This window comes from Maribacter luteocoastalis (assembly GCF_048890225.1).
In the GTDB taxonomy this organism is placed as follows: domain Bacteria; phylum Bacteroidota; class Bacteroidia; order Flavobacteriales; family Flavobacteriaceae; genus Maribacter; species Maribacter luteocoastalis.
The window spans coordinates 121,088-146,611 of sequence record NZ_JBMFZG010000001.1 but is presented as its reverse complement, the minus strand read 5'-3'; the positions used below and the strand labels follow the sequence as shown (position 1 = coordinate 146,611).

The 25,524-nt window shown below is 36.7% G+C and carries 28 protein-coding genes; 19 read left to right on the top strand and 9 right to left on the bottom strand.

What is annotated here, in order from left to right; all coding sequences use genetic code 11:
• Positions 1–65 precede the first annotated feature (65 nt).
• The 3 genes from ACOCEA_RS00650 (at position 66) to ACOCEA_RS00640 (ending at position 3,070) form a co-directional block, all read left to right on the top strand.
• Positions 66–542 (top strand): hypothetical protein, encoded by a 477-nt coding sequence (locus ACOCEA_RS00650; RefSeq protein WP_420754264.1) that lies wholly within the window; start codon positions 66–68, stop codon positions 540–542.
• A 269-nt stretch (positions 543–811) separates the two neighbouring features.
• A complete protein-coding gene (gene ffh / locus ACOCEA_RS00645; protein ID WP_420754263.1) occupies positions 812–2,143 on the top strand; it encodes a signal recognition particle protein in 1,332 nt (443 codons plus the stop codon).
• A gap of 42 nt (positions 2,144–2,185) precedes the next feature.
• On the top strand, positions 2,186–3,070 hold the full coding sequence (locus ACOCEA_RS00640; protein WP_420754262.1) for a bifunctional 5,10-methylenetetrahydrofolate dehydrogenase/5,10-methenyltetrahydrofolate cyclohydrolase: 885 nt from the start codon (positions 2,186–2,188) through the stop codon (positions 3,068–3,070).
• A 158-nt stretch (positions 3,071–3,228) separates the two neighbouring features.
• On the opposite strand, the gene ACOCEA_RS00635 is transcribed toward ACOCEA_RS00640, so the two are convergent.
• Positions 3,229–3,375, bottom strand: coding sequence for a hypothetical protein (locus tag ACOCEA_RS00635; protein ID WP_420754261.1), 147 nt, complete (start codon positions 3,373–3,375; stop codon positions 3,229–3,231).
• Positions 3,376–3,492: 117 nt separating this feature from the next.
• Between ACOCEA_RS00635 and ACOCEA_RS00630 the strand changes: the two genes are divergently transcribed.
• The 4 genes from ACOCEA_RS00630 (at position 3,493) to ACOCEA_RS00615 (ending at position 8,022) form a co-directional block, all read left to right on the top strand.
• Complete coding sequence (locus ACOCEA_RS00630) at positions 3,493–5,226, top strand: alpha/beta hydrolase-fold protein (RefSeq protein ID WP_420754260.1); 1,734 nt, start codon at positions 3,493–3,495, stop codon at positions 5,224–5,226.
• Positions 5,227–5,232: 6 nt separating this feature from the next.
• Positions 5,233–5,853: a DUF2306 domain-containing protein gene (locus ACOCEA_RS00625; RefSeq protein WP_420754259.1), complete on the top strand. Its 621-nt coding sequence runs from the start codon at positions 5,233–5,235 to the stop codon at positions 5,851–5,853.
• A gap of 130 nt (positions 5,854–5,983) precedes the next feature.
• A complete protein-coding gene (locus ACOCEA_RS00620) occupies positions 5,984–7,018 on the top strand; it encodes a glycoside hydrolase family 43 protein (protein WP_420754258.1) in 1,035 nt (344 codons plus the stop codon).
• Between the two features lie 32 nt (positions 7,019–7,050).
• The gene (locus ACOCEA_RS00615) at positions 7,051–8,022 is read left to right on the top strand and encodes an aldo/keto reductase (RefSeq protein ID WP_420754257.1); all 972 of its coding nucleotides are present in this window, start codon (positions 7,051–7,053) and stop codon (positions 8,020–8,022) included.
• A gap of 96 nt (positions 8,023–8,118) precedes the next feature.
• On the opposite strand, the gene ACOCEA_RS00610 is transcribed toward ACOCEA_RS00615, so the two are convergent.
• Positions 8,119–8,544 (bottom strand): VOC family protein, encoded by a 426-nt coding sequence (locus ACOCEA_RS00610; protein ID WP_420754256.1) that lies wholly within the window; start codon positions 8,542–8,544, stop codon positions 8,119–8,121.
• A 33-nt stretch (positions 8,545–8,577) separates the two neighbouring features.
• Entirely contained in the window at positions 8,578–9,417 is an 840-nt protein-coding gene (locus ACOCEA_RS00605; protein WP_420754255.1) for an alpha/beta fold hydrolase, read from the bottom strand.
• 96 nt (positions 9,418–9,513) lie between these two features.
• Between ACOCEA_RS00605 and ACOCEA_RS00600 the strand changes: the two genes are divergently transcribed.
• Positions 9,514–9,936 (top strand): winged helix-turn-helix transcriptional regulator, encoded by a 423-nt coding sequence (locus ACOCEA_RS00600; RefSeq protein ID WP_420754254.1) that lies wholly within the window; start codon positions 9,514–9,516, stop codon positions 9,934–9,936.
• 29 nt (positions 9,937–9,965) lie between these two features.
• On the opposite strand, the gene ACOCEA_RS00595 is transcribed toward ACOCEA_RS00600, so the two are convergent.
• Together ACOCEA_RS00595 and ACOCEA_RS00590 are read right to left on the bottom strand one after the other, a co-directional pair.
• Positions 9,966–10,529 (bottom strand): hypothetical protein, encoded by a 564-nt coding sequence (locus ACOCEA_RS00595; RefSeq protein WP_420754253.1) that lies wholly within the window; start codon positions 10,527–10,529, stop codon positions 9,966–9,968.
• A gap of 3 nt (positions 10,530–10,532) precedes the next feature.
• Positions 10,533–12,038: a helicase HerA-like domain-containing protein gene (locus ACOCEA_RS00590; protein WP_420754252.1), complete on the bottom strand. Its 1,506-nt coding sequence runs from the start codon at positions 12,036–12,038 to the stop codon at positions 10,533–10,535.
• A 166-nt stretch (positions 12,039–12,204) separates the two neighbouring features.
• Between ACOCEA_RS00590 and ACOCEA_RS00585 the strand changes: the two genes are divergently transcribed.
• Positions 12,205–12,837, top strand: a complete 633-nt coding sequence (locus tag ACOCEA_RS00585) for a 7-carboxy-7-deazaguanine synthase QueE (RefSeq protein ID WP_420754251.1) — start codon at positions 12,205–12,207, stop codon at positions 12,835–12,837.
• 3 nt (positions 12,838–12,840) lie between these two features.
• Here the strand turns inward: ACOCEA_RS00585 and ACOCEA_RS00580 are convergent, their stop codons facing one another.
• Entirely contained in the window at positions 12,841–13,719 is an 879-nt protein-coding gene (locus ACOCEA_RS00580) for a hypothetical protein (RefSeq protein ID WP_420754250.1), read from the bottom strand.
• Positions 13,720–13,764: 45 nt separating this feature from the next.
• A complete protein-coding gene (locus ACOCEA_RS00575) occupies positions 13,765–14,475 on the bottom strand; it encodes a class I SAM-dependent methyltransferase (protein WP_420754249.1) in 711 nt (236 codons plus the stop codon).
• A 74-nt stretch (positions 14,476–14,549) separates the two neighbouring features.
• Here ACOCEA_RS00575 and ACOCEA_RS00570 point away from each other — a divergent pair, with 74 nt between their 5' ends.
• From ACOCEA_RS00570 to ACOCEA_RS00560, 3 genes are all read left to right on the top strand, one after another.
• On the top strand, positions 14,550–15,044 hold the full coding sequence (locus tag ACOCEA_RS00570) for a YkgJ family cysteine cluster protein (protein WP_420754248.1): 495 nt from the start codon (positions 14,550–14,552) through the stop codon (positions 15,042–15,044).
• Between the two features lie 67 nt (positions 15,045–15,111).
• A complete protein-coding gene (locus tag ACOCEA_RS00565; protein ID WP_420754247.1) occupies positions 15,112–15,954 on the top strand; it encodes a sterol desaturase family protein in 843 nt (280 codons plus the stop codon).
• Between the two features lie 24 nt (positions 15,955–15,978).
• On the top strand, positions 15,979–16,311 hold the full coding sequence (locus ACOCEA_RS00560) for an HNH endonuclease (protein ID WP_420754246.1): 333 nt from the start codon (positions 15,979–15,981) through the stop codon (positions 16,309–16,311).
• Between the two features lie 22 nt (positions 16,312–16,333).
• On the opposite strand, the gene ACOCEA_RS00555 is transcribed toward ACOCEA_RS00560, so the two are convergent.
• Positions 16,334–17,572, bottom strand: a complete 1,239-nt coding sequence (locus ACOCEA_RS00555) for an exo-beta-N-acetylmuramidase NamZ family protein (RefSeq protein ID WP_420754245.1) — start codon at positions 17,570–17,572, stop codon at positions 16,334–16,336.
• On the opposite strand from ACOCEA_RS00555, the gene ACOCEA_RS00550 reads away from it, so the two are divergent.
• From ACOCEA_RS00550 to ACOCEA_RS00520, 7 genes are all read left to right on the top strand, one after another.
• A complete protein-coding gene (locus tag ACOCEA_RS00550) occupies positions 17,573–18,814 on the top strand; it encodes an ABC transporter permease (protein WP_420754244.1) in 1,242 nt (413 codons plus the stop codon). It abuts the gene before it with no gap.
• Positions 18,815–18,916: 102 nt separating this feature from the next.
• A complete protein-coding gene (locus tag ACOCEA_RS00545) occupies positions 18,917–20,212 on the top strand; it encodes a M20/M25/M40 family metallo-hydrolase (protein WP_420754243.1) in 1,296 nt (431 codons plus the stop codon).
• A 2-nt stretch (positions 20,213–20,214) separates the two neighbouring features.
• Positions 20,215–20,994: an aldose epimerase family protein gene (locus ACOCEA_RS00540; protein ID WP_420754242.1), complete on the top strand. Its 780-nt coding sequence runs from the start codon at positions 20,215–20,217 to the stop codon at positions 20,992–20,994.
• An 18-nt stretch (positions 20,995–21,012) separates the two neighbouring features.
• Positions 21,013–21,354 (top strand): TfoX/Sxy family protein, encoded by a 342-nt coding sequence (locus ACOCEA_RS00535; RefSeq protein WP_420754241.1) that lies wholly within the window; start codon positions 21,013–21,015, stop codon positions 21,352–21,354.
• A 38-nt stretch (positions 21,355–21,392) separates the two neighbouring features.
• A complete protein-coding gene (locus ACOCEA_RS00530) occupies positions 21,393–23,120 on the top strand; it encodes a SulP family inorganic anion transporter (protein ID WP_420754240.1) in 1,728 nt (575 codons plus the stop codon).
• 154 nt (positions 23,121–23,274) lie between these two features.
• Entirely contained in the window at positions 23,275–23,472 is a 198-nt protein-coding gene (locus ACOCEA_RS00525) for a YgaP family membrane protein (protein WP_420754239.1), read from the top strand.
• A 51-nt stretch (positions 23,473–23,523) separates the two neighbouring features.
• Positions 23,524–23,655, top strand: coding sequence for a hypothetical protein (locus ACOCEA_RS00520; RefSeq protein ID WP_420754238.1), 132 nt, complete (start codon positions 23,524–23,526; stop codon positions 23,653–23,655).
• Positions 23,656–24,103: 448 nt separating this feature from the next.
• Here the strand turns inward: ACOCEA_RS00520 and ACOCEA_RS00515 are convergent, their stop codons facing one another.
• Positions 24,104–25,486: an exonuclease domain-containing protein gene (locus ACOCEA_RS00515; RefSeq protein WP_420754237.1), complete on the bottom strand. Its 1,383-nt coding sequence runs from the start codon at positions 25,484–25,486 to the stop codon at positions 24,104–24,106.
• Positions 25,487–25,524 lie beyond the last annotated feature (38 nt).

The following is a 25,524-nucleotide window of genomic DNA, read 5'->3' as shown; positions in this document are numbered from 1 at the left end:
ACAAATATGGCCTTTAGGGTATATTCTTAAAGGCCTTTCTAAATAAACCTTTTAAATAGACAAAAATGAAATTAAAATTTTTAAGATTCCCGATCGCCTTATTGCTTAGTGTCTTGTTTATTTCATGTGAGACTTCTGATGATTTGGATGAAAATCTTACAACTGTTGATGTTAGTGAAGTTAAATCTACTGTAGCCAATGGATCTTGGATTGTTTCTTTGTACGAAGAAGACGCTATAGATCAGACCTCTAATTTTAGTGGGTTTGGGTTTGAGTTCCTAGCTGATGGTAGTATTAGCGTTAGTGATGGGTCTAATTCTTTTTCCGGTGCTTGGTCAATAACCTCAGAATCCAGTAGTAGTAATGATGATAGCAGTAGCAGCGATGATATTGATTTTAATATCTTTTTTACTTCTCCTGTTAATTTTGAGGAAATTTCGGAAGACTGGGAGATAATTAGCTACAGTAGCAGTAGAATAGAACTAAGACATGTTAGTGGCGGAGATGGAAGTATAGATAGACTCATTTTTGAAAAAATTTAGACACTTAATTTACTCAACAAAAATTGAAAATGAATTAAACATCCAGAAATACACCGCCAACAGTAAAGAGTTGGGCCTCGTTGGTGGTGTTTGATGGAGGTTTTAAACTGGGAGGTTTTATGAAAATGTAATACCTTTTTTGCCCCACATCCCAGAAAAAAAGCACTCATTTAAATTGAGTGCTTTTTTGTTATATATATTTTAGGTTACATCCTCTGCACTTCGCATGGTTATTATTAAATTTGCATTCCCCTTTAAATGCAAGACAGATGTTTGATAATTTAAGTGAAAAGCTAGATAAGGCCCTACATGTCCTTAAGGGTCATGGGCAAATTACAGAGATTAACGTTGCAGAGACAACCAAAGAGGTCCGTAGGGCTTTATTGGATGCTGATGTTAACTTTAAAATAGCTAAAGAATTCACCAATAGGGTAAAGGAGAAGGCACTTGGACAAGACGTGCTAACCACCTTACAGCCTGGCCAGTTGATGGTGAAAATAGTAAAGGATGAACTTACCGAGCTAATGGGTGGTGAGTCTGAAGGTATTAACCTTTCAGGGAATCCATCAGTAATTTTAATGTCGGGTCTTCAGGGTTCTGGTAAAACTACCTTTTCCGGTAAACTTGCTAATTTTTTAAAGACAAAAAAATCCAAAAACCCTTTATTGGTTGCTTGTGATGTTTATCGTCCAGCTGCCATAGATCAGTTACATGTTGTAGGGGAGCAAATAGATGTTCCGGTGTATTCAGATAGAGATAATAATGATCCTGTTGCCATTGCAAAAGCTGGTATAGCCAAGGCAAAGGCAGACGGTAATAATGTAGTTATTATTGATACCGCTGGTCGTTTAGCGGTAGATGAAAGAATGATGGCGGAAATTTCTGATATACATTCTGCAATCAAACCACAGGAAACGCTTTTTGTTGTGGATTCCATGACCGGACAAGATGCGGTTAATACGGCGAAAGCCTTTAATGATGTACTTAATTTTGATGGTGTAATCCTAACAAAATTAGATGGTGATACTCGTGGTGGTGCGGCAATTTCCATTAAATCAGTGGTAAATAAGCCCATTAAGTTTATCGGTACAGGTGAAAAGATGGAGGCTATAGATGTTTTTCATCCCTCGCGTATGGCAGACCGTATTTTGGGGATGGGAGATGTTATTTCTTTGGTGGAACGCGCACAGGAGCAATTTGATGAGGAAGAGGCCCGAAAGATCCAAAAGAAAATTGCCAAGAATAAGTTTGGTTTTGACGATTTTTTAAGTCAGATCCAGCAGATTAAGAAAATGGGTAACATGAAAGACCTTATGGGCATGATACCGGGAGCTGGTAAGGCATTAAAAGGCCTGGATATAGATGATGATGCTTTTAAGCACATAGAGGCTATAATACACTCCATGACTCCAGATGAGCGTTCAAACCCGTCTAAACTAGATGCTAGTCGTAAGAAAAGGATTGCCAAGGGGAGTGGTAGGGAAGTTCAAGAAGTGAACCAATTGTTAAAACAGTTTGACCAGATGAGTAAAATGATGAAAATGATGCAAGGTGGTGGCGGTAAAAAGATGATGCAAATGATGAGCGGTCTTGGTCGCTAATTTTAAAGAATAATACATTAATTAATCAGAATTTATAATTGCATGGAAATTCTCGACGGAAAAAAAGTATCAAACCAGATCAAGGAGGAAATTGCGGCCGAAGTAGCCAAAATGAAGGAAAGAGGTGAAAAAGTGCCTCACTTGGCAGCAATTATCGTTGGGAACGATGGTGCAAGTTTAACCTATGTAGGTAGTAAAGTGCGTTCCTGTGAGCGTGTTGGTTTTGAGTCTACTTTAGTGCAGATGCCTAGTACAACATCGGAGCAAGAACTTCTTAAGAAAATTCACGAACTTAATGAGGATTCCAATATAGATGGTTTTATTGTTCAACTACCACTTCCAGAACAAATAGATACCCAAAAAGTGATTATGGCCGTACATCCGGATAAGGATGTAGATGGTTTTCACCCAACCAATTTCGGAAAAATGGCCTTGGACATGAGTACGTTCATTCCAGCGACACCATTTGGTATTTTAGAACTTCTGGAGCGATATAAAGTTGAAACAAAGGGCAAGCATACCGTAGTTATTGGTAGAAGCCATATTGTTGGAAGGCCAATGAGTATTTTAATGGGTAGAAAAGGCTGGCCTGGTAATTCTACTGTAACCTTGACGCATAGCCACACAAAGAACATCACACAAATTATTTCACAGGCAGATATTGTAATTTCTGCATTAGGGGTCCCAAAATTCTTAAAGGCGGAAATGGTCAAGGATGATGCTGTGGTTATCGATGTAGGTATTACAAGGGTGCCAGATGAGACCAAAGAAAAAGGGTATTATATAACCGGCGATGTAGATTATGAGAATGTTAGTAAAAAGGCATCGTTCATAACACCAGTGCCTGGTGGAGTAGGGCCAATGACCATTGCCATGCTGTTGAAAAACACATTGTTGGCTAGAGAAAGACACAGAAGTAGAGATTAAAAAATGCCCAAACGGGCATTTTTTTATACCCTGATTTTAAGTGGTTCCCAAGTGTAAGTTTGCTTATATTTTATTCTAATGTATAGACTAAACATTTCTGTTGACTTTAGAATACAATGTTTAGGTTAGGTTTCACAATAAATCAGCATCTATAAGGACTATAATGGCAATTCACGAACAGTAATTGCAGTATCTGTTGAATCATTTGGTTTAAGAATGTCAATATCATTACTGTCGTCATATTCGCAACTATTAGCTAACATTATAGATCCAGTAATCAGGATTGCAAAAAAAAGTTTTTTCATAGCAAGATTATTTAAGATGGTAATTGTCTTGGGGACAAATAATTAAACGCCAAATTTGACAATTTGTTATTTGTTTGCATTGGGGAATAACGTATCTTTTGGAAAACAAAGCCAGCCATGAAAAAAATTACAGTCCCAATAATAGTGGGATTCCTTTTATTGATGGGATGTCAAAAAATTATAGACAAACAAACTACATCAATAAACGTTTCATTTGGTAAAGATGCCAGTTCAGAGCCTTTAGATGGTCGGTTGCTTTTACTTTTTTCTACAGATGATAGTAAGGAACCACGATTTCAAATAAATGATGGCTTACATACACAATTGATTTTTGGAATGAACGTAAATGGTATGTCACCAGATTCGATAATTACTTTTGATGAAACTATTTTTGGATTTCCATATACCAGTCTTGACAAAATCCCGCCAGGTGAATACAATGTACAGGCACTTTTACATGTATATGAAACCTTTGATTTAACTACCGGCCATACCGTAAAGTTGCCCATGGATAATGGTGAAGGGCAACAGTGGCACAGTTCTCCGGGAAATATTTATAGTAAACCATTTAAAATTAGGGTTGCGAGCAATGGTATAGAGAATGTTGAGGTGGTTATGAGTGAAGTTATTCCCCCAATTCCTGTGCCAGAGGACACAGAATGGATAAAGCACATAAAGATAAAATCAGAGAAATTATCCGATTTTTGGGGTAGGGATATGTATTTAGGGGCACACGTACTTTTGCCAAAAGGATTTGATGAACACCCAGAAGCTAAGTATCCATTGATGGTGTTTCATGGTCATTTTCCTGATGATTTTGGAGGGTTTAGGACCTCACCACCTGATCCTAACCTCAAACCCGAGTATTCGGAAAGATTCGATTTAGAAGGATATAACCTAATACAGCAGCAAGAAGCTTATGACTTCTATAAACGTTGGAACGAACCGGATTTTCCTCGTTTTATAATTATTGAGATACAACACCCAACACCCTATTATGACGATTCCTATGCAGTTAATTCAGCCAGTCAAGGGCCCTATGGTGATGCCATCACATATGAGTTGATCCCTTATATAGAAAAACAATTTCGGGGCATGGGAGAAGGTTGGTCCAGATTTCTTTACGGGGGCTCTACAGGGGGCTGGGAGGCTTTGGCCGTACAAGTCAAATATCCCGAAGAATATAATGGGTGTTTTGCGGCTTGCCCTGATCCAATTGATTTTAGGGCATATTGTTTAACCAATATTTATGAGGATGAAAATGCCTATTACTATAAGAGTGAGCATAAGAAGTTGGAAGTGCCGGCACACCGTGATTATTTGGGTAATATTCAATCTACTTTAAGAGAGGGGAATCATTTAGAACTTGTTCTTGGTGATAAATCCAGATCTGGTCAACAATGGGATATATGGGAGGCCACCTATTCCCCACAAGGAGAAGATGGTTATCCTGTTAGGTTATGGGATAAGATGACGGGAAAAATAGATCATGATGTAGCGGAATATTGGAAGGAGAACTATGATCTACGCTATATTTTGGAAAGGGATTGGGATAAGCTAGGTGAAAATTTAAAAGGTAAGATTCATATTTACTGTGGTGATATGGATAATTACTATCTAAATAATGCAGTATATCTTATGGAAGATTTCTTAGAAAGCACTGTAGATCCTTATTATGATGGTGAGGTAGTATATGGTGATCGTGCTGAGCATTGCTGGAATGGTGACCCAGAACAACCAAATGCGATAAGTCGTTTGAGATATAACAGTATGTACGTACCTAAAATCATGGAACGAATCGAGGAAAGTGCACCCCTTGGTGCCGATTTAACTAGTTGGCGGTATAAATAAAATCTTATGAATAGTACTAATAAAGTTGCGTGGTTTGTATTTGGATTTCTAGCTATAGGCGTAGGACTTTACCCTTTGGTATATGTTTTTGCAGACGAAGCCATAGCATTGCAACTTTCAAAGAGCAAGGAGTTGTTAGCCAATGTACTATGGAACATAGGTTTCTTTGGTCACATACTATTCGGTGGTCTTGCACTTATGGTGGGTTGGGTGCAATTTAGTAAACGCTTCAGAAATGCTAACCTTAGCCGTCATAGGCTTATAGGAAGGATATATGTTTTTGCAGTTACAATAAGTGGTATCTGCGGCATTTACATAGCCTTTTTTGCAACCGGAGGCATTGTGGCTAAACTTGGTTTTTTGAGTTTAGGGGTGGTATGGCTGTTTTTTACCACTAGTGCATATTTGGCTGCGAAAAAAAGTGATTTGGATAAGCATAAAGTGTTTATGATATATAGTTATGCCGCTTGTTTTGGTGCAGTCACCCTTCGTATTTGGTTACCATTGCTAACCCTTGGTTTTGGGTCATTTATACCTGCTTATAGAGTAGTGGCATGGCTGGCTTGGGTTCCCAATTTAATATTTGCCTATTTTTGGGTGAGACGAAAAGGTCTGGTCATTGGATAATTTTGATAAGCCTTAATGGATCCTAGAAGCAGATAATTATTAAAATAAAATTCAACTACGCTACAATCTTTTTAAATTAGTTGTACTAATACTATTAATTTTGTTTGATATCGATTTTAAAAACTTAAGTATGAATAACAACTTAATTGGGCTTCTAGCCCTTTTTGTTTGCTTTGTAGCCTGTAACGAAAATCCAAAAACTAAAAAAGCAGAGGTTGTAACATCAGGTAATCCCATTTTTGAAGGTTGGTATGCCGATCCAGAGGGTGCTGTTTTCAACAATGAATATTGGGTATACCTCACATATTCGGATGATTTTGAAAAACAACTTCATTTTGATGCTTTTTCCTCAAAGGATTTGATAAAATGGGAAAAGCACGAAAATATTTTAGATACTACTAAAATTAAGTGGTTAAGGCAAGCATTATGGGCACCGTCCGTAATTGAAAAGAATGGTCAATATTTTCTTTTTTTCGGAGCTAATGATATTCAAAGACCTGGGAGGTCTTCATATGATCCAAATAATAACATTAATCATTATGGCGGTATAGGTGTAGCTATTTCAAATAACCCAGGAGGACCTTTTGAGGATTATTTGGGTGAACCCTTGATTTCAGATTTTTACAATGATGCACAGCCCATAGATCAGTTTGTTTTTAAAGATTTGGATGGTACCTATTATTTTTTCTACGGTGGTTGGAGTCACTGTAATTTAGGAATTCTTAATGATGATTTTACTGGTTTTGTTCCTTGGGAGGACGGTAGTACCTTTAAGGAAATTACGCCAGACGGCTATGTGGAAGGTCCGTTTATGTTTTTGAGAAATGGTATTTATTATTTTATGTGGTCTGAAGGGAATTGGACCGATGGGAGCTACAAGGTTGTGTATGCCATGTCTGATAAGGTAACTGGACCATATAAACGTATTGGAACGGTATTGAAATCAGATGAGAATATAGCCACCGGTGCTGGACATCACTCGGTAATTAATATGCCAGGTACAGATGATTGGATTATGGTATATCATCGTAGACCCATTCCAAATGAGGATAGGGATCATCGCGTAACCTGTATGGACAACATGGAGTTTAATGAGGATGGTACGATTAAACCTGTAAAAATCACTTTTGAAGGTGTAGTCCAGGCGACTATTGATAGTGAGTAACATATTATTTTAAGAATTAAAAAATACATTTTATGAATTATAGAAGATTTGGAAGAACCAATTGGCAGGTTAGTGAAATAGGTTATGGTATGTGGGGAATGGCAGGTTGGACCGCTTCGGATGATGAACAGTCTGCAAAATCATTGGATTTGGCTGTAGAAAATGGTGTTAATTTCTTCGATACGGCTTGGGGATATGGAGAAGGACATAGTGAGGAGTTACTGGGGGAGTTGGTGCGTAGACATCCATCAATAAAATTATATACGGCTAGTAAAATTCCCCCAAAGAACTTTCAATGGCCAGCGAAACCAGAGTATACCTATGAAGAATCCTACCCAGTGGAGCATATTATGGAATATACCCATAAAACCTTAAAAAACTTAGGTTTGGAACAGTTAGACCTTATGCAATTTCATACTTGGGACGATGGATGGAGCAATAGGGAAGAATGGCAACGTGCTGTAGAGGATTTAAAAACCTCTGGTAAAATAGGGGCCATGGGTATCAGTATGAATAGATGGGAGCCCGAAAATGGTATCAACGCATTGAAAACTGGAATGTTGGACGCAGTCCAGGTCATCTATAATATTTTTGATCAAGCTCCTGAGGACGTACTTTTTCCATTATGCGAAAAATTGGACATAGGGGTTATCGCAAGGGTACCTTTTGATGAAGGCACACTTACTGGTAATATCACCAAGGAAACAACATTTCCTGAAGGCGATTGGCGTGGAACTTATTTTGTTCCCGAAAACCTAATTTCTTCAGTAGACCATGCAGATGCACTTAGACCACTAATCCCAGAGGGTATGACCATGGCGGAAATGGCATTGCGCTTTATTTTGGAGAACAAAATAGTAGGTACCACTATACCCGGTATGCGAAAACAACGTAATGTTTTGGCAAATACCGCTACGAGTGATGGTAAAAGGTTGAACTTAGAACTATATAAAGAATTGAAAAAGCACAGATGGGATAGGGTGCCTACCTCTTGGTCACAGTAATTTACGCGATAATCGAGATTTAACATACCCCTGCACTTGTGTAGAAATATTTAAACTAGTTTTTTAGATGTCTCTTGGGCTTAGCTCCAACGTAGTTTACTTGGCGAATAACTGGCCCATATCCTTAAATGCCTTGAATTCCAAGGCATTTCCTGCTGGGTCTAAAAAAAACATAGTGGCCTGCTCTCCAACCTTGCCTTGAAAGCGGATATAGGGTTCAATAACAAATTTGACCCCTTTGTCCTTTAGTTCTTTTGCGAAGCTCTCAAACGTATCCCAGGGTAAGACTACCCCATAGTGTGGTACAGGCACATCATGGCCATCTACAGGATTGTGGTGAAGGTCTTGAGTGTCCGATTTAGGCTTGTAATGAATCACAAGTTGGTGTCCAAATAGATTAAAATCTACCCAATGGTCACTACTTCTGCCTTCTTCACAATTCAATATTTCCCTATAAAAAACTCTGCACTCAGCCAAGTTGTGAACTGGTATGGCAATATGAAAAGGTGATACGTTTTGCATGTCAAATATTTCTTAAGTAAATATAGGTTCTTTTTATGAGGATAAAAATGCTACAATCTTTTCATTTACTTCTACTTGATGCATGGAATGTCCTAAACCTTCGGTGCTTATAAATTCACTGGCATTCCAGTTGCTATGTACCTGTTCCGAGGCATGATATGGCGTAATTGGGTCAAGCTTATCATGAAAAAGCAGCCCCTTTTTAGTGTTGGTTTTTGCGTAATGCGATGTAGAAAATTCTCGAATAGTAAAGTCAAATCGCTTTTTGATATAGTCATCCAAGGCGGTGAGTACCTTGTTGTTAAAACCAAGTAAATTTTGATAATGTGACATAATTTCATGAAATTCTGATGGTGATCCTATGGTCACTATTTTTTCTATATCAGAATTAGGATTCCTATACTCATTATATAAAATGGTCATCCCGCCAACGGAATGCCCAATCACATGATTGGGACGGTAGGTTTTAAGCATAAAATCTAGTGCTTCGGCATAAAGTGGTACATATAAATGGTTTCCGGAAGAGTAGCCATGGGCGGGAGCATCAAATGCAATGATATTGAAGTTCGCTTCCGTTAGTTTTTCAATTAATTTATGCCACCGCCAAGTATTGCTTTCCCACCCATGCACAAGTAACACGGTTTCCTTTTCACCTTGCCAAGTATAGGTTTGTATTTTGTGGTCGGCAACAAGATGTACTTTATGTTTAAAAGGGTCTAAATATAATTTTTGATTGGATAGTATTTTACCTTTTCTAACGGTACAAAAAATATCAAATCCTTTTACTGCAGCTTTTTCAGGATTAAAAAGCGCAAGGAAATTTAATAACTGACCATAAAATTTTGCGATGACTTTGGTTAGCTGTTTTTTCATATAGTAACTTTTTGTAACTTAGTTATCATAAGTAATCAAAAATACATAAAGGTTTTTAGAAAATTATAGGGTTCAATGTTGAAATTAAGTATATAAATGGAAACTAGTATTGATAACCAACAGGTTAGGACGGCAAAAAAATTAAAAAAAATGTTTGGGCATATCGATTATAAAAACCCACCGGAGTTATGCCCTGTTAGGGATGTACTTTCACTTGCCTCGGACAAATGGAGTATTTTGATAATTCTTTACTTGGGTTATTTCCCGGTATTGCGCTTTAACAAATTAAAAAAATACGTGTATGGGATATCTAACAAGGTTTTAAGTGAGCGACTTAAAATGTTAGAGGCCCATGGTTATTTGATACGTACAATGTATCCAGAGGTGCCTATTCGGGTGGAGTATTGTTTGACCGATTTTGGTAAGGACTATGTTGAAAAATTGATACAGCTCACAGAATGGATGCAGCTAAATAGTCCTAAGGTTTTAAAAAATAAGGAGAAATTTCAAGTAAAATAGGGCGGGTTTACCTTATTGTTTATTTAAATCTAATCCCAACCCACCATCATGTACTTTATCTTGGCATCATCAGGTATTTGAACAGCTTCAATATTGGTATTGGCACTATATCTTAAGTTTGCAGGTAATTCTGTTTTGTCTATCGTAAAATAAATATCACTGTCTTTCAAAATAATTACTACGTTATTTAATGAGGTAATGATTTTCTTAATATTATAATTATCCTGTATTTCCTTAAAAGTGCTCTTTACGGTTATTCCCTTGTCTGTGCTGAATCTTTCGTCATTTATTTGCACATTCTGTACACTGGGAATGCTATCTGAATTAGGGGTTATAGTGAGTAAATGTGCACCTCCTTTTTCAAACACTTTTATTTTACTTGCTCCTGTTCCAAAATTTAGTTTTACAGTGTCCATCACCAAAGAATCCTCGGCATATATAAGTTCAAGGTCCCTGGCTAAACTGCTTCTGTCCAGTTTGCCGACATTATTGGTGGTAATTAAAAATTTTTTATCCTCCTCTTTCTGGCAATTTGCCAATAGGAATAAACTAAATAGGGTAATGATTGATTTAATTGTTTTGATTGATTTCATTTTTTAACGCATCACTTTTTTTAATACACCCAAAACACCTCTAATAAAGGTAGCGCTTGTCAAAACTTTTATTACTGGATTTTGTCTTGTGCTTCTTCTTGTACTTGTTCTGCTACTTGTTGGTTTTGCTTCTTCCTTTTCCGCTAAGGCCTCGGCCTTTACAATTTTCTCGTTAAGTATTTCATAGGCACTTTCCCTATCAATATCCTTGCTATATTTTTTTACAAGCGTGGAATTCTCTATCACGTTAGTAAGTTCACTTTCCGTAAGCACGTCCATTCTACTCATAGGTGCGCGTAGTAGTGTTGCCGCCAAAGGTGTTGGTCTGCCTTTTTCGTCCAAAGCCGAAATTAATGCTTCCCCAATACCAAGGGATGTTAGTACTTCCTTAGTATCGTAATAGTCAGAAAGTGGATAGTTTTCCGCGGTAAGCTTTATGGCCTTTCTATCCCTAGCTGTAAAGGCCCTAAGAGCGTGCTGTACTTTTAAACCTAATTGAGCTAGTACTTCATTGGGCACATCGGTAGGGTTCTGGGTTACAAAATAAAGGCCAATGCCTTTGGAACGAATGAGTTTAACAATACTCTCTATTTGATCTAATAATGCTTTTGAGGCTTCTTTGAAAATTAAGTGTGCTTCATCTATAAACAAGATGAGTTCTGGTCTATCACTATCGCCCTGTTCTGGGAATGTGGCATAAACCTCGGCCAGTAGACTTAACATGAAAGTTGAAAATAATTTAGGTCTATCCTGTATGTCGGTTAAACGTAATATATTGATATAGCCCCTTCCATTTTCATCTATTCTCGTAAGGTCTTCTACCTCAAAGGATTTTTCTCCAAAAAATAGTTCGGCACCTTGTTGTTCCAACTCTATTATTTTTCTAAGAATTGTACCTGTTGAGCTGGTTGAAATGCGGCCATAATCTTTGGCAAATTCTTTTTTCCCTGCACCTGTGGCATATTGTAATACCTTTTTAAAATCTTTAAGATCTAATAATGGTAGTTTATTGTCATCACAATATTTAAAAACAACGGCAACAATGCCTTCTTGGGTTTCGGTGAGATCTAAAATTCTTGATAATAAGGTGGGTCCGAACTCTGAAACTGTAGCGCGTAATTTTACACCACCCTGTTCCGATAGTGTAAGTATTTCTACAGGAAAACTTTTCGCTTCGAACGGTATTCCAATTTTTTCATGGCGCTCATCTATTTTAGGATGCCCGGGACTTGGTTGGGCAATGCCACTTAAATCACCCTTTAGATCCATTAACATCACCGGAATTCCCTTATCTGACAGGTTTTCTGCCAACACCTGTAAGGTTTTTGTTTTTCCAGTACCCGTTGCCCCCGCAATTAATCCATGACGGTTGAGTGTTTTGAGTGGAATTTTGACCAAGGCATTGGTTACGGCCTCACCATCTAACATGGCGGCACCCATGATAATTGCATCACCTTTTGTAGCATAACCCTTTTCAATATGTGCAAAAAAATCCTCTTTGGATGCCATCTTAAATATTTTTGTTAAAAATAGAAGATTTTGTGCAATTGAAAATTAGAATCCCATTAAATAATACTATTTAAACGTCATTTTTAAGTAATTTTTTGAAAATAAAGGGAATAATAGCCATTTGATTTTTTGGTATAAACCCATGTGTAAAATGTATCTTTGCGCCATGGTTAAAGAAGAGATAATGAACTTGGTGGAAAAAGGCGAAATGCTTCCATTAATGGAAGAGTTTTATACCATACAAGGTGAAGGATTCCATAAGGGGACCGCTGCTTATTTTATTAGGGTAGGTGGTTGTGATGTTGGTTGTCATTGGTGTGATGTAAAAGAGAGCTGGAATGCCGAGACACACCCGCCAACAGAAATTGGACGAATAGTGGCCAATGCCGCTAAATATTCTGACACCATTGTGATCACAGGAGGTGAGCCTTTAACCTGGGACATGGGCCCGTTGACTAACGCACTTAAGGATCAAAATCTCAAAACCCATATTGAAACATCTGGTGCGTATACCCTTACGGGAGTGTGGGATTGGATTTGTTTATCACCTAAAAAAAACAAACTTCCTGTCGGCAGAATCTATGATGAGGCACATGAACTTAAGATAATTGTTTACAATAAACATGATTTTATTTTTGCTGAGGAACAGGCTGCATTAACAAATAAGGACTGTATTTTATATTTGCAGCCAGAATGGAGTGTGAAAGATAAAGTCACACCATTGATTGTGGAATATGTGATGAACAATCCTAAATGGAAAGTATCACTGCAAACCCATAAATATCTAAATATTCCCTAGAAATTATTTAGCGCCATTAGCTTGTATGTCCAGAATGCATTCTGAATCCAAATCTAGGGCAGCGGCACTTTTACCTGTTTGTGATTGGAAAAGGTTTAAAATGGTTTTTCCATTAAGAATGCAGCCAGAGGTAATACCTGCTTCATAGTTTTGTTTGGCCACCAAGTAATCTGTTTTCCCAGTGGGTCCCCCAAACTGTAGTTCGGCACGCATTAAACAACCTTGCACGTTACAATGGTTCGCTGCGTCAATATCCTCATGTTCATTTACGGGTGTGGTTCCAAGGTTTACCAAGCCAAATAAGTGTCCAAATTCATGGTTTAAGGTAGCTGTTTCCACATCGGCATTAGAAATGAAAGCACTTTGGCTAGCCAGTTTTCTAATGGTAGCTTCATGTATGACCATTGATGTGTTTCTATACACTGCACCTAGGGTAACCAAGCCTTCTTCCTCATTATCATCTTCTGCTGGGGCATCTGTAAAGTAAATGTATATCGCTAAAGTAGATCCATTGTTATACGCGGTCCTATTTTCAGTCTCAAGATCGGCAATTTCTTGTAAGGTTAAACTTTCCTCTTCAGGGGAGTCCAGTTCCTTATAAATTACTTCAATATCCTGTTTAAAAGTATGTTGTTCTAAAAAGCTGATGAAATCTGTCATTGCAGCTATAGTAGGTCTAAAACCTGTAACAAAGCCAATTTCTATTTGTAGTTTGGTAAAGGTGTCGTTGGACAGTATATCATTGGCAGAATCGCCTGTGCCTAGCAAATTGGCTGATTTGTCTATTTGAACCGGCCCCGGTTCTTCATTAGCATTGTTTTTGGAACATGCCATCGCTAAGATGCTTAAACCGGCAATCAAAATATTTTTATACTTTTTCATCATCAATTTTTATAGGACTATAACGTAAAAAGGACTTTCCTATTATCAAATATGGGTTAATCTAGCTAAATAGTCGTAATGTTCACCCTCCATTACAAGTTCACAATTTAGATTATGATAAGTCGCCGCACGTTTTAATGTATTAAAATCTACGTAGAGCCAATTAAAAGGTTCACTTTTTATGTTTTTATATTCCATTGAGAAAGTTACCTCGCCATAGTAGGCCTTTTCATCGGGGATCCAGTGTCCGCCATCGGCATCACTCTCAAACATATAAATAATATCACTGGAATCTATTAAAATTTGCCCGTTTGGTTTTAGGAGTGATTTTAATTTCATTAAAAAAATGCCTAACCCGCTTAATTCTCCAGCGATACCTATTCCGTTCATTAGTAACAACAAAGTGTCAAAGGGACCGCCATTAAAATCAAGGATATAAATTAGTACTGTTGTATTAATGCCTCTTTGTTTACAAACTTGGATAGCCCCAGGTGATTGGTCTAAGCATGTAGTGTTCATTCCTTTTTCTTGTAAATACAAGCTATGACTGCCGGCACCACAACCAATATCTAAAACAGAACCCTTACAAAGTTGTAATGCTTTTTGTTCTAATAATGGCATTTCTTCATATCTCCTAAACAGATAGGGAAGGGGAAGGGTGTCTTCTTCATCTAAAGATGAATATGTTTTTATATCTTCAGAATACTTACCATTTTGATAGTCTAATAGCGCTTGGCCCAATACATCTTGTTTCAACCTGAACAATATTTGACTACAAAAATCAATTTTTTTAATGCGACTTTCCTAGTTTTGAAGAGATATTTTTAGAAATGGACGGAGTATTGGGTCAATTGCCCCAAAAGGCAAAAGAAAAACATGCAGAAAATAAAAAATTCTTTGCTAGGCTTAGGAAAAAGCCACCTAAGAATTTGGACTATGTAATGCAGGAACTACATGAAGGGGAATTTGCAAGAACAGATTGTCTTACCTGTGCCAATTGTTGTAAAACAACCGGACCTTTATTTACCAATGCTGATATTGAGCGAATTTCTAAGTTTTTTAGACAAAAACCGCAGCAGTTTATTGATACGTATTTACGATTAGATGAGGACAATGATTATGTGTTACAGGAAGTTCCATGTAGTTTTTTAGGGGTAGATAACTATTGTTCTATTTATGATGTACGCCCCAAAGCCTGCAGGGAATTTCCGCATACGGACCGAAAAAAGTTTCAGCAAATAAGTAATCTTACCTTAAAAAATGTAGCCATTTGTCCTGCCGCTTTTAACATTGTCGAAGAAATGAAAAAACGTATAGGTATTTGAATTTAAAGTTTGTCGGTTACAAATAAGATGTTTTACTTAGAATATAATGATTTTGTATTTTTAGGGAATGCAACAGCTAATTGATTATTTTGAAACGATACCTTCCTTACACCGATCGTTAATATTGGTAGGTGGCATTACATTTTTTTGGATATTAGAAGGAATAGTGCCCTTGTTTAAGGTTGATTATAAGAAATGGAGACATTCAATTCCCAATTTCTTTTTTACGATCACTACCATAGTTGTAAATTTTCCATTGGCCTTTTTACTGCTGAATACATCGGATTGGACGGTTGTAAACGATTTTGGAATCATTAATTGGTTACCGGTGATGTCTCTATGGGCCTATGTCTTTCTTGGTGTACTGCTCTTGGATCTAATTGGAGCCTATACGGCCCATTTGGTAGAGCATAAGGTTAAACCCTTATGGATGGTGCATTTGGTTCATCACTCCGATCATCATGTAGATACAACGACAGCCAATAGGCATCATCCTTTGGAATCGCTAATACGATATTTCTTTACTTTATTAGGAGTTTTTGTTGTTGGGGCTCCCATTGGTATTATTATGCTGTATCAAAGCTTGTCCGTAGTGCTATCCCAATTTAACCACGCTAATATTCAATTGCCAAGAAATGTAGATAGGGCCATAAGCTGGTTTATTGTTTCCCCAGATATGCATAAGGTGCATCATCATTATAAACTGCCTTATACCGATTCTAATTACGGTAATATTTTCTCTATTTGGGACAGGGTGTTTGGAACTTATATGATTATGGATAGGGATAGGATTGTTTATGGTGTGGATACTTTTCCAGATGAAAAGGTAAATAGTAGTGTGGTAGGCCTTTTAAAACAACCCTTTCATAAATATAGAAGACCAACTACTGGTGTAGAAGTAGATTCATAATAATTAAATCACATTATTTTACTAATGGCAAATACCTGGGGAATTTCAATTGAGGTTGAGAATTTTGTGATTGAAAGGGATACGCATTGTGTTTATTGTGGTATTGATTTTTTAATAGAACATACTTCAAGAAAAACAAAACCAACTTGGGAGCATATTGTTAATGATATACGGATTAACACAAAAGAAAATATTGCTTTGTGTTGTACTTCATGCAATGCAAGCAAGGGGGCTAAATCATTAAAAAATTGGCTTGACAGCCCATATTGTAGATCAAAAGGAATTTCAGATAAAACAGTCGCTCCTAATGTGAAAAATGCATTAAAAACGACGTTAGAAATACGTGATTATAAGTAATAAGCAGTTTCTTGCCATCAACCTAATATCTTAAATATTTGGCTCGTATTTTTTTAAATTTATCTAAATCTGGTTGCCAACTTTTTTTAATCTCTGCTTCTGTATGTCCATCTTCAATTTGCTTCTGTAATAGTTCTGTACCTGCATGTTTTGTAAAACCAGATGTATTGAAAAATTTTGTTTTGTCGGCCGTGTTTTGATAGGCATCGATTATCCATTCGAGTGAAACCTTATACATTTTGGGCGATTCCGACAAATCCTTGCCGTAACATGTTTTACCTTCTTCTTTAGGGTATTTGGAGCCAAAATTAGGCTTTGGCACATAATTAAAATCATATTGGGTAGTATCCATAAATGACGCCCCATAGCGTTGAAACTGGAATTCTGTTCCTCTGCCGGCATTAATATTGGTCCCTTCAAAAAGACCTAAGCTAGGGTATAGGGTTATAGCTGTGTTGTTTGGTAAATTTGGCGAAGGCCTAATGGGCAAGATATAATCTATTTCGGGCGACCAATTTTCAAGTGGTATAACCATAAGCGACGCTTTTTTATCATTTTCTAACCAACCTTCCTCATTGATCATTCTTGCATATTCCCCAATGGTCATCCCATAAACCAAAGGTATTTGGGTCATGCCAAGAAAACCAGTATGTTGGGCTTCCATGGTAGGTCCGTCTACATAATGGGCATTAGGGTTAGGTCTGTCCAAAACAACTACAGGAATATTATTTTCGGCACAGGCTTCCATCACTAATTGTAGTGTTGCTATATAGGTGTAGAACCGTACGCCCACATCTTGTATATCAAACAAAACTACTTCTAAACCGGCTAATTGTTCATTGGTTGGTTTTCTGTTTTTACCATACAATGAAATAATAGGCAAACCCGTTTGTGTGTCCATACCGTCTTTTACCTTCTCTCCAGCATCTGCCATACCACGAAAACCATGTTCTGGTGCAAATACTTTGGTAATGTCCATTTGTAAACTTAAGAGTGAGTCTACCAAATGGGTATGCCCATTTTTGTTAAAGATGACACTGGTTTGGTTGGCAACAATGGCCACTTTTTTTCCCTTCAATAAAGGCAAATAGGCTGCAGTTCTGTTTGCGGCTACCACAACAGGTTTTGGTGTGGCCAAGGAAGTGGAATCCAAAACTTTTACCGTGGGTTTTTTAATCTCCCTGGTCATGTTTCCACAAGACGAGAATGTCAAAAACAATAATAAAACTGTACTTTTGAGACTGGAAAAAAATAATATCATTTGAACCTAGAATATTTTATCGCCAAGCGGCTTATTAAAGGTAAGGAACATAAAATTAGTATTTCCGCACCAATAATAAAAATAGCCATAGCAGCAATTGCCATAGGTATTATTATGATGTTAATTGCCATAGCTACAGGTATTGGCCTAAAGCACAAAATTAGGGAGAAAGTAACTGCATTTAACGGCCATATCCAGATTTATAATTATGACAACAATAATTCTGAAGTCTCTGTAGTCCCTGTTTCCTTACAACAAGATTTTTATCCAGAATTTAAGGGTGTAGATGGTGTGGAACATGTACAGGCAGTGGCAACTAAAGGAGGTATCATTAGAACAGAGGAGACGTTTGAGGGTATAATAGCCAAAGGAGTTGGTAAGGATTTTAACTGGACCGTCTTAAAAGAGTATTTGGTTGCGGGTACCTTGCCAGATTATAGGGGCGATCTAAATTCTGATGTACTCATTTCAAATAGTACTGCGAGTAGATTAAATCTTACTATTGGTGATTCATTTTTTACCTTTTTCTTGAGGGATGATGATACCAATAAATTACCTAACCAACGTAATTTCAAGATTACAGGTATTTACGATAGTGGGTTCGAGGAAATTGATAGCAGGTTTATTTTTATTGATATTCGCCATATCCAAAGAATGAATAAATGGGAAGATGATCAAGTAGGAAATTTTGAGGTTTTCCTAGAAAGTTTTGACGATATTGATACCAAGAGTGCCGAAATTTACGGTAAAACCCTTTCCAATTTGGATACCAAAACCCTAAAGGATAAATACTATAAAATTTTTGAATGGATAGGACTTTTTGATTTTAATATAGCCCTGATCATTGGCATAATGGTCATTGTTGGCGGTATTAATATGATTACCGCATTATTGGTACTGATCTTGGAACGCACACCCATGATTGGTATTCTAAAGGCCTTGGGAACTACAAATTGGAGTATTAGAAAAGTGTTCTTGTACAATGCCACGTATCTTATCACGGTAGGTTTATTTTGGGGAAATGCCCTAGGTTTGGGTGTAATCTTTCTACAGGATAAATTCAGGATATTTAAATTTCCCAACCCCAAAGAATATTATATAGATTATATTCCCGTGCATATTGATATTTTTACCGTCTTCCTACTAAACATTGGGGTGTTACTATTATGCCTGCTAATGTTGCTTGTCCCATCTTACATTATTACTAAAATTACTCCAGTAAAGGCAATCAGATTTGAATAACAGGCCTTTGGTTTTACCTCATTTATAATTTGTTCTGAAATAATGGAATATTGATTCTGGATTGAATTTCAATTTGGTAAATTTGATAACAAACTACATCAAATGAATCATAAAATACTTATTTCATTAGCATTAACGCTACTTACCTTTCAGTTAAATGCCCAAAAGCTTTCCAAAACCGAAAAGAAAATTATAACAAGCGTCGAGATCAATAATGAAGCGGCTATACAATTTTTAGAACAGGTCGTAAATAACAATAGCGGCACGCTTAACCTAAAAGGTGTTAAAGAGGTAGGCGCCATGTTTAGTAAGGAGTTTGATGCCATTGGTTTTGATACCAATTGGATTGCCATGCCCTCTGAAATGAACCGGGCAGGACATCTTTTCGCAGAGACCAAAGGAGGCAAAGGGAAAAAGTTATTATTGATAGGTCACCTTGATACCGTTTTTGAGGAAGATAGTCCATTTCAGACCTTTACTAGGATAAACGATAGTATTGCCCATGCTCCTGGAGGTAATGATATGAAGGGTGGTAATGTAATTATTTTATATGCTTTAAAGGCCTTATATGAAAATGGATTACTGAACAATGCGCAAATTATTGCTGCATTTACAGGTGATGAGGAAAGTGCTGGAAAACCTTTGGATATTAGCAGGAAAGATTTGATAGATGCAGCCAAAAGAAGTGATATTGCCTTGGGTTTTGAAACGTCAACAGGCTATAATTATTCTACCATTGCAAGAAGGGGAGCTTCTGGTTGGAAGGTGGAAGTAGAAGGTAAAAGGGCGCATTCATCTGGAATTTTCAATGAAAATGTAGGGGCTGGCGCCATTTTTGAAATGTCTAGGATTCTACACCAATTTTATACAGATGTTAAGGGTGAGGATTTACTGACTTTCAATCCTGGAACTTTATTGGGCGGAACTTTTGTAGACTTTGATGATATGACCAGTAAAGGGAGTGTTTTTGGTAAGACCAACGTGGTAGCACAGAAGGCAGAAGTACGTGGTGGATTACGGTTTATTTCTGAGGAGCAGAAAAAACGCGCTAGGGATAAAATGACAGAAATAGTTTCCCAAAATTTACCACATACGAGTGCAACTGTAACATTTACGAATAGTTACCCTGCAATGGCGCCTACAGAAGGTAATAAAGTATTGTTGGCAGAACTGAACAAGGTTAGTCTAGCTTTGGGCCAAGGTGAAGTTGTTGCATATGACCCAGGTAAAAGAGGTGCGGCAGATACTTCCTTTGTTGCAGATTATGTGGATTGTTTGGACGGATTGGGAACTATGGGTTCTGGTGCACATACCCCAGAGGAGACGGTGAATCTTAATACAATAGCTGATCTTACCAAAAGAACGGCATTGTTAATTTATAGATTAATCAATCAGTAATAATGACGACACTACAATTAAATAATCAATCGGTAAAAATAGATGCTGGGGAATTGATTAGCTACAAGGTAGGTGGTCATGAATTTATCCACCAAAAAGGGAGTCCCGGTTGGCGTAATGCGGACACTGAAATGTTTCCTATCATAGGACCCACAAATATTGCAAATTTTAGGGTGAAAACACCTAAAGGCGATGCCATACAGGACCAACACGGATTACTTCGGGAAATGGAATATAAGGCATCAGACCAGAACGATACCAGCGTGATTTTTGTTAAAAAGTATCTGGCAAATACTAAAGTGCCAAACTCAAAATTCCCCAATAAATCTACCGAAAAGGAATTGTCATGGCCTTATGATTTTCAATTTAAAAAGGCTTTTGAATTAAAGGAGGAAACTTTAGAAATCTCCTTTGAAATAAGTGGTGAGCAGGGGATGCCTTTTATGCTAGGCTATCATCCTGCTTTTAAACTCACTGGTATTGATACAATTGTAGACACTGGAAAAAAGACTATAACTATTGATGAGGTTTTAGCTGTGGGAAGTAACGCATTATTGGTGCGCGAAGTTTCTTCAATTGTTTTGAAAGATAAAAAATCATTAAAGATAGAAACATCAGGTTTCGGAAATTTTATGCTTTGGACAGAAGTGCCTAATATGGTGTGTATAGAGCCTATTACATTTTATCCCTACGCGGTAGAACAAAAAAATTTAAATACAGGCTTTGAAGAACTTGGAAAAAAGGCCAAGGTGTTTAAAGTTACGCTCACTCCACAAATCTAGAATTGATATTCCTTAGCTATGGCATTTAGTGAATTTTTGGCCGATAGGGTTAGACAGCGTCTCAAAGGAAAAGGGCATCTTGAGGAAAAGAAGATGATGGGTGGACTCGTTTTTATGGTTAATGGTAAAATGTGTGTTTGTGTTGATATGGATAAAAGGACACAAGAAGATCGCTTAATGGTTCGCGTTGGCAAACTCAAGTATGAACAGTTGCTACAAAGACCTGGTGGAAGAAAAATGGATGCTACAGGAAAACCTATGCGGGGATTCCTTTTTATAGACCCCGTTGGTTTTGACAGTGAAAAGGACATGGATTTCTGGATAACCAAGGCCTTGGAATTTAATAGCCTACTGCCCTAATCCCTAAAAATCCCTACTTAAATGTTTAATTTAGTAAAGTGAAGCACTATTTTCCTTTTTTGGATTGGATAGCTACCTATAAAAAATCGTATCTTATTAATGATTTAATAGCTGGCTTAACCGTTGGTATTGTTTTAGTGCCACAAGGCATGGCCTATGCCATGATTGCTGGTTTACCTCCCGTTTATGGTTTATATGCCTCTTTGTTCCCTGTATTAATGTATGCCTTATTAGGTACCTCTAGAAAGATTGCAGTGGGACCCGTTGCAATGGATTCTCTATTGGTAGCCGCTGGTTTAAGTACATTGGCAATAACCGGAGTGGAAAATTACATTGCTATGGTAATGGTTTTGGCACTTATGGTAGGTGCCATTCAATTTTTACTGGGGATATTTAAAATGGGTTTTCTGGTTAATTTTTTATCAAAACCCGTTATTAGTGGGTTTACATCGGCAGCAGCAATTATAATAATCTGTAGTCAGTTAAAACACTTGATAGGGGTAGAGGTTCCAGGTAGTAATAGTTTTGTTGCACTTTTACCTAAACTATTCACTAAATTAAATGAAACTAATATTTATGATTTAGGTATAGGTCTATTTGGAATTATTGCTATAGTTGTAGGTAAGAAATGGTTGAAAAAATGGCCTATTGTTTTACTTATTGTTGTTTTGGGCATTGCTGTTGTCTATTTTTTTGAATTATCCAATTTTGGGGTGAAGTTAGTGGGTGAAGTGCCAAGTGGGATACCTAGTTTTAATTTACCGGATATTAGGCTAGAAAGCATTTCGCAATTGTGGCCAATTGCGCTGGCCTTGGCTTTAGTGGGATATTTAGAAGCCATTTCCATAGGCAAGGCACTAGAGGAAAAGAGTGGCGAGGAAACGATACATGCCAATAAAGAATTAATAGCCCTTGGAAGTACCAATATAGTAGCGTCTTTATTTCAAGGTTATCCTGTTACAGCTAGTTTTTCAAGATCGGCAATTAATTATGATTCAGGGGCAAAAACTAATTTGGCGGGTATTGTCAGTGTTTTTTTGGTGGTTTTGGCCTTATTGTTTTTAACTCCTTTATTTCAATACTTGCCCAATGCCATTTTGGCTAGTATTGTAATGGTATCCGTAGTAGGACTTATAGATTTGGCCTATGCTAAGAAGTTGTTGAAACTTAGAAAGGATGAATTTGGGGTGCTGGTCATTACTTTTTTAATAACCATAGTGTTTGGAATTACCCAGGGTATTTTGGTAGGTGTTCTATTAGCTTTACTGCTACTAGTTTACAGAACCTCCAAACCACATTTTGCGGAATTGGGTATTGTCAAAGGTTCGGATTACTATAAAAATGTGAAACGATTTGGAAATGATGTAGTTGTTCGTAATGACCTCTTAATAGTTCGGTTCGATTCCCAATTATACTTTGGAAACATTATGTTTTTCAAAAAGCAATTATCTAATATGATAAAACAAAAAGGGCCAGGTCTTAAAGGCATAATTTTAAACGCAGAAGCCATAAATTATATAGATGCTACAGCAATTGATGTACTTACCAAGCTTATTGCAGAATTACATCAAAATAATTTAGACTTTTATATTGCTGGCGCGACTGGTCCGGTGCGTGATATCATTTTTTCTAGTGGTATGATCAATGAACTTAAAAAAGAATATTTATTCGCTAAAACGATTGATGCAGTGGCTTGTTTTGATAATCCTGATGCGGTATCCATTATTGGCGCCAGGGTTGCAGCAGAGAATAGTAGCAAATGCTAGTCGCCCGTATTCTTAAATAGAAGTATATATAGTTTATTTTTTGAAAATGACAAATGTCATTTATTCTATACCCCCTTCCTTATACTTTTAATCTTCTATTTTTTTGGGAAAAGACCTGTTTTCCAAAGAATTGAAAATAAATTTAATTGAGAATATGAAAAAGAATATAGGAGTTTTGGATATGACGGTAAGGATTGTTGTTGCCGCTATTATAGCATTTTTGGTAGGCTTGGATTTTGTAGTGGGTATACCGGCTACCATATTAAGCATATTCGCCATTGTATTGGCGGTTACGGGCTTTTCAAATTATTGTCCCTTTTATAACCTTGTAGGATTAAGGACAAGGGAGTAATGGCATAAAATGCAAGATTAGAATATGAATTTATAAACCTAAATACTTAAAATGAAAAATATATTACCCTTGGTTAATTGGAGTAACGGTATTATAATGATTGTAGTTTTTGCCGTTGTTGTCCTACTTTTGGTTAGCGTTACACTTAGCTTAATGATAGGTGGGCGCAAAAAAGAAGAATAACACCATCATTTGTAAATACATAATTAAACCGGTCTAAAATTGAATTATATATTTATTTTTAGACTAGTTTTTTGGGAAATCCTTAAATGTTAATAGTTTCTTAAAACATTTGAATTTCAATTCTAATTAATTAATACCTTTAAGTAGGGTTTGTATTACTAAAATGATAAAAAATTTTATTGAAAGAGTAGGAGTCATGAATTGTATCATGCTTCTGGTAGTCTTATCCATAATTATTGTTTCTGAAGTATTGTTTTTGAGCGGTGAAAAATTGGATGCAATTTTTATAGCTTTTTGGGCACCAACCATACTTGGTTTTATGAATTTTCTAAAGTATCGTAAATAGTGGATTTTGTATTAGGATATTCAATTTTAGTAGGCCTCATATTTATTGTGTGGTTATACTTTGTTGTTCGTTTATATAACAAGATGAAGGATTGATTGGCACTTAAAATACACCATCCTCAATAAATCTTAAGACCTTTTTAGGATGTTTTAAAGTATATGATGTGATAAGTCGCTCAGTTTCCAAAGTACTTTTTTGTTTGATTAAAAAAGCTTCAAAATCTTCTACATGGGTAATGGTTATATTTTTAGGAATAAAACCATACCCCGCATATACATTGTTTTGGATTAATATAAAGGCCTCTTCTTCCAGATTTCTTCCTTTTGTTTTAATGATGTAATCAGATTTTTCATTTTCAATGAAATTCATAGCATTTATAACTCTTTCATTATACTCCGATAAATAGCGTAGATCTGAACAGATACCAATACACTGCTTTATTTTGTAATGTGAGCAAATAGTAATGTTTTCTTGTAAGTGGCAGTATTTGGGGCACAATTCAAAGGTTTCGCATAACGATTCTAAAAATAACCTACATTCAGTAACACTGTAAAATCTCTTTAGTGGATTTGGGGCCAGCTTTAATTTGTTAAAGGCAAGGTGTATGATGCCGTTTCTGTCTACATAACTAAAAATACCATACTGTTGAATATTTCGCTTTTGCGCTCTGTTATATTTAGGGTAATGGTCTTTTATTTCAGCGGATTCTAGCAAGAGTGCAATTAGTTCACTACCGGTTTCTTCAAAATCTAAAAAAGAGGTTTCTGCACACAAGGAAATTTCTTTTGTGGATTTGTCATAAAAATGGCTTAATACCCGTTTTTTAATATTGATAGCTTTACCTACGTAAATTATGGCACCTTTTCTATCCTTAAAATAATAGATGCCTGGTGTAGAAGGTAATTTTTCAAATTCTTCTTTTGGTAGCGAAGGCGGTAATGTAGCTTCCTGGGAACGTGCATTTAAAAATGATTTAAATATTTTATCGGCATTGTCAGATCTTAATAGTTTATGAAACAACAGCATGGTGGCATGTGCATCCCCACGGGCTCTGTGTCTATCCGTTAATGGAATAGCTAACGCAGAGCATAATTTCCCCAAACTATAGGAAGTATATCCCGGCAAAAGTTTACGAGATAGTCTAACGGTGCATAGTTTCTTGCGTATGAACTCAAATCCAATTAGCTGAAATTCGTTTTTAATAACATTGTAATCAAAGTGTACGCTATGGGCCACAAAGATGGTATCCTTTGTGATTTCGAGTATTCTCGGCGCAATTTCATCCAGTTTTGGGGCATTGCGAACCATCGCGTTATCAATGCCGGTTAATCCCGTAATGAAATATGGAATTTCGCATTCCGGGTTAACGAGTGAGGTAAATTCATCTACAACACCGTGACCATCATATTTAAAAATGGATATTTCGGTAATGCGATTGCCCTTAATGCCATTTCCAGTCGTCTCTATGTCAACAATACAATACAATTTCTATAGGTATAAGAATTTTAAAATTAGCACAAAAA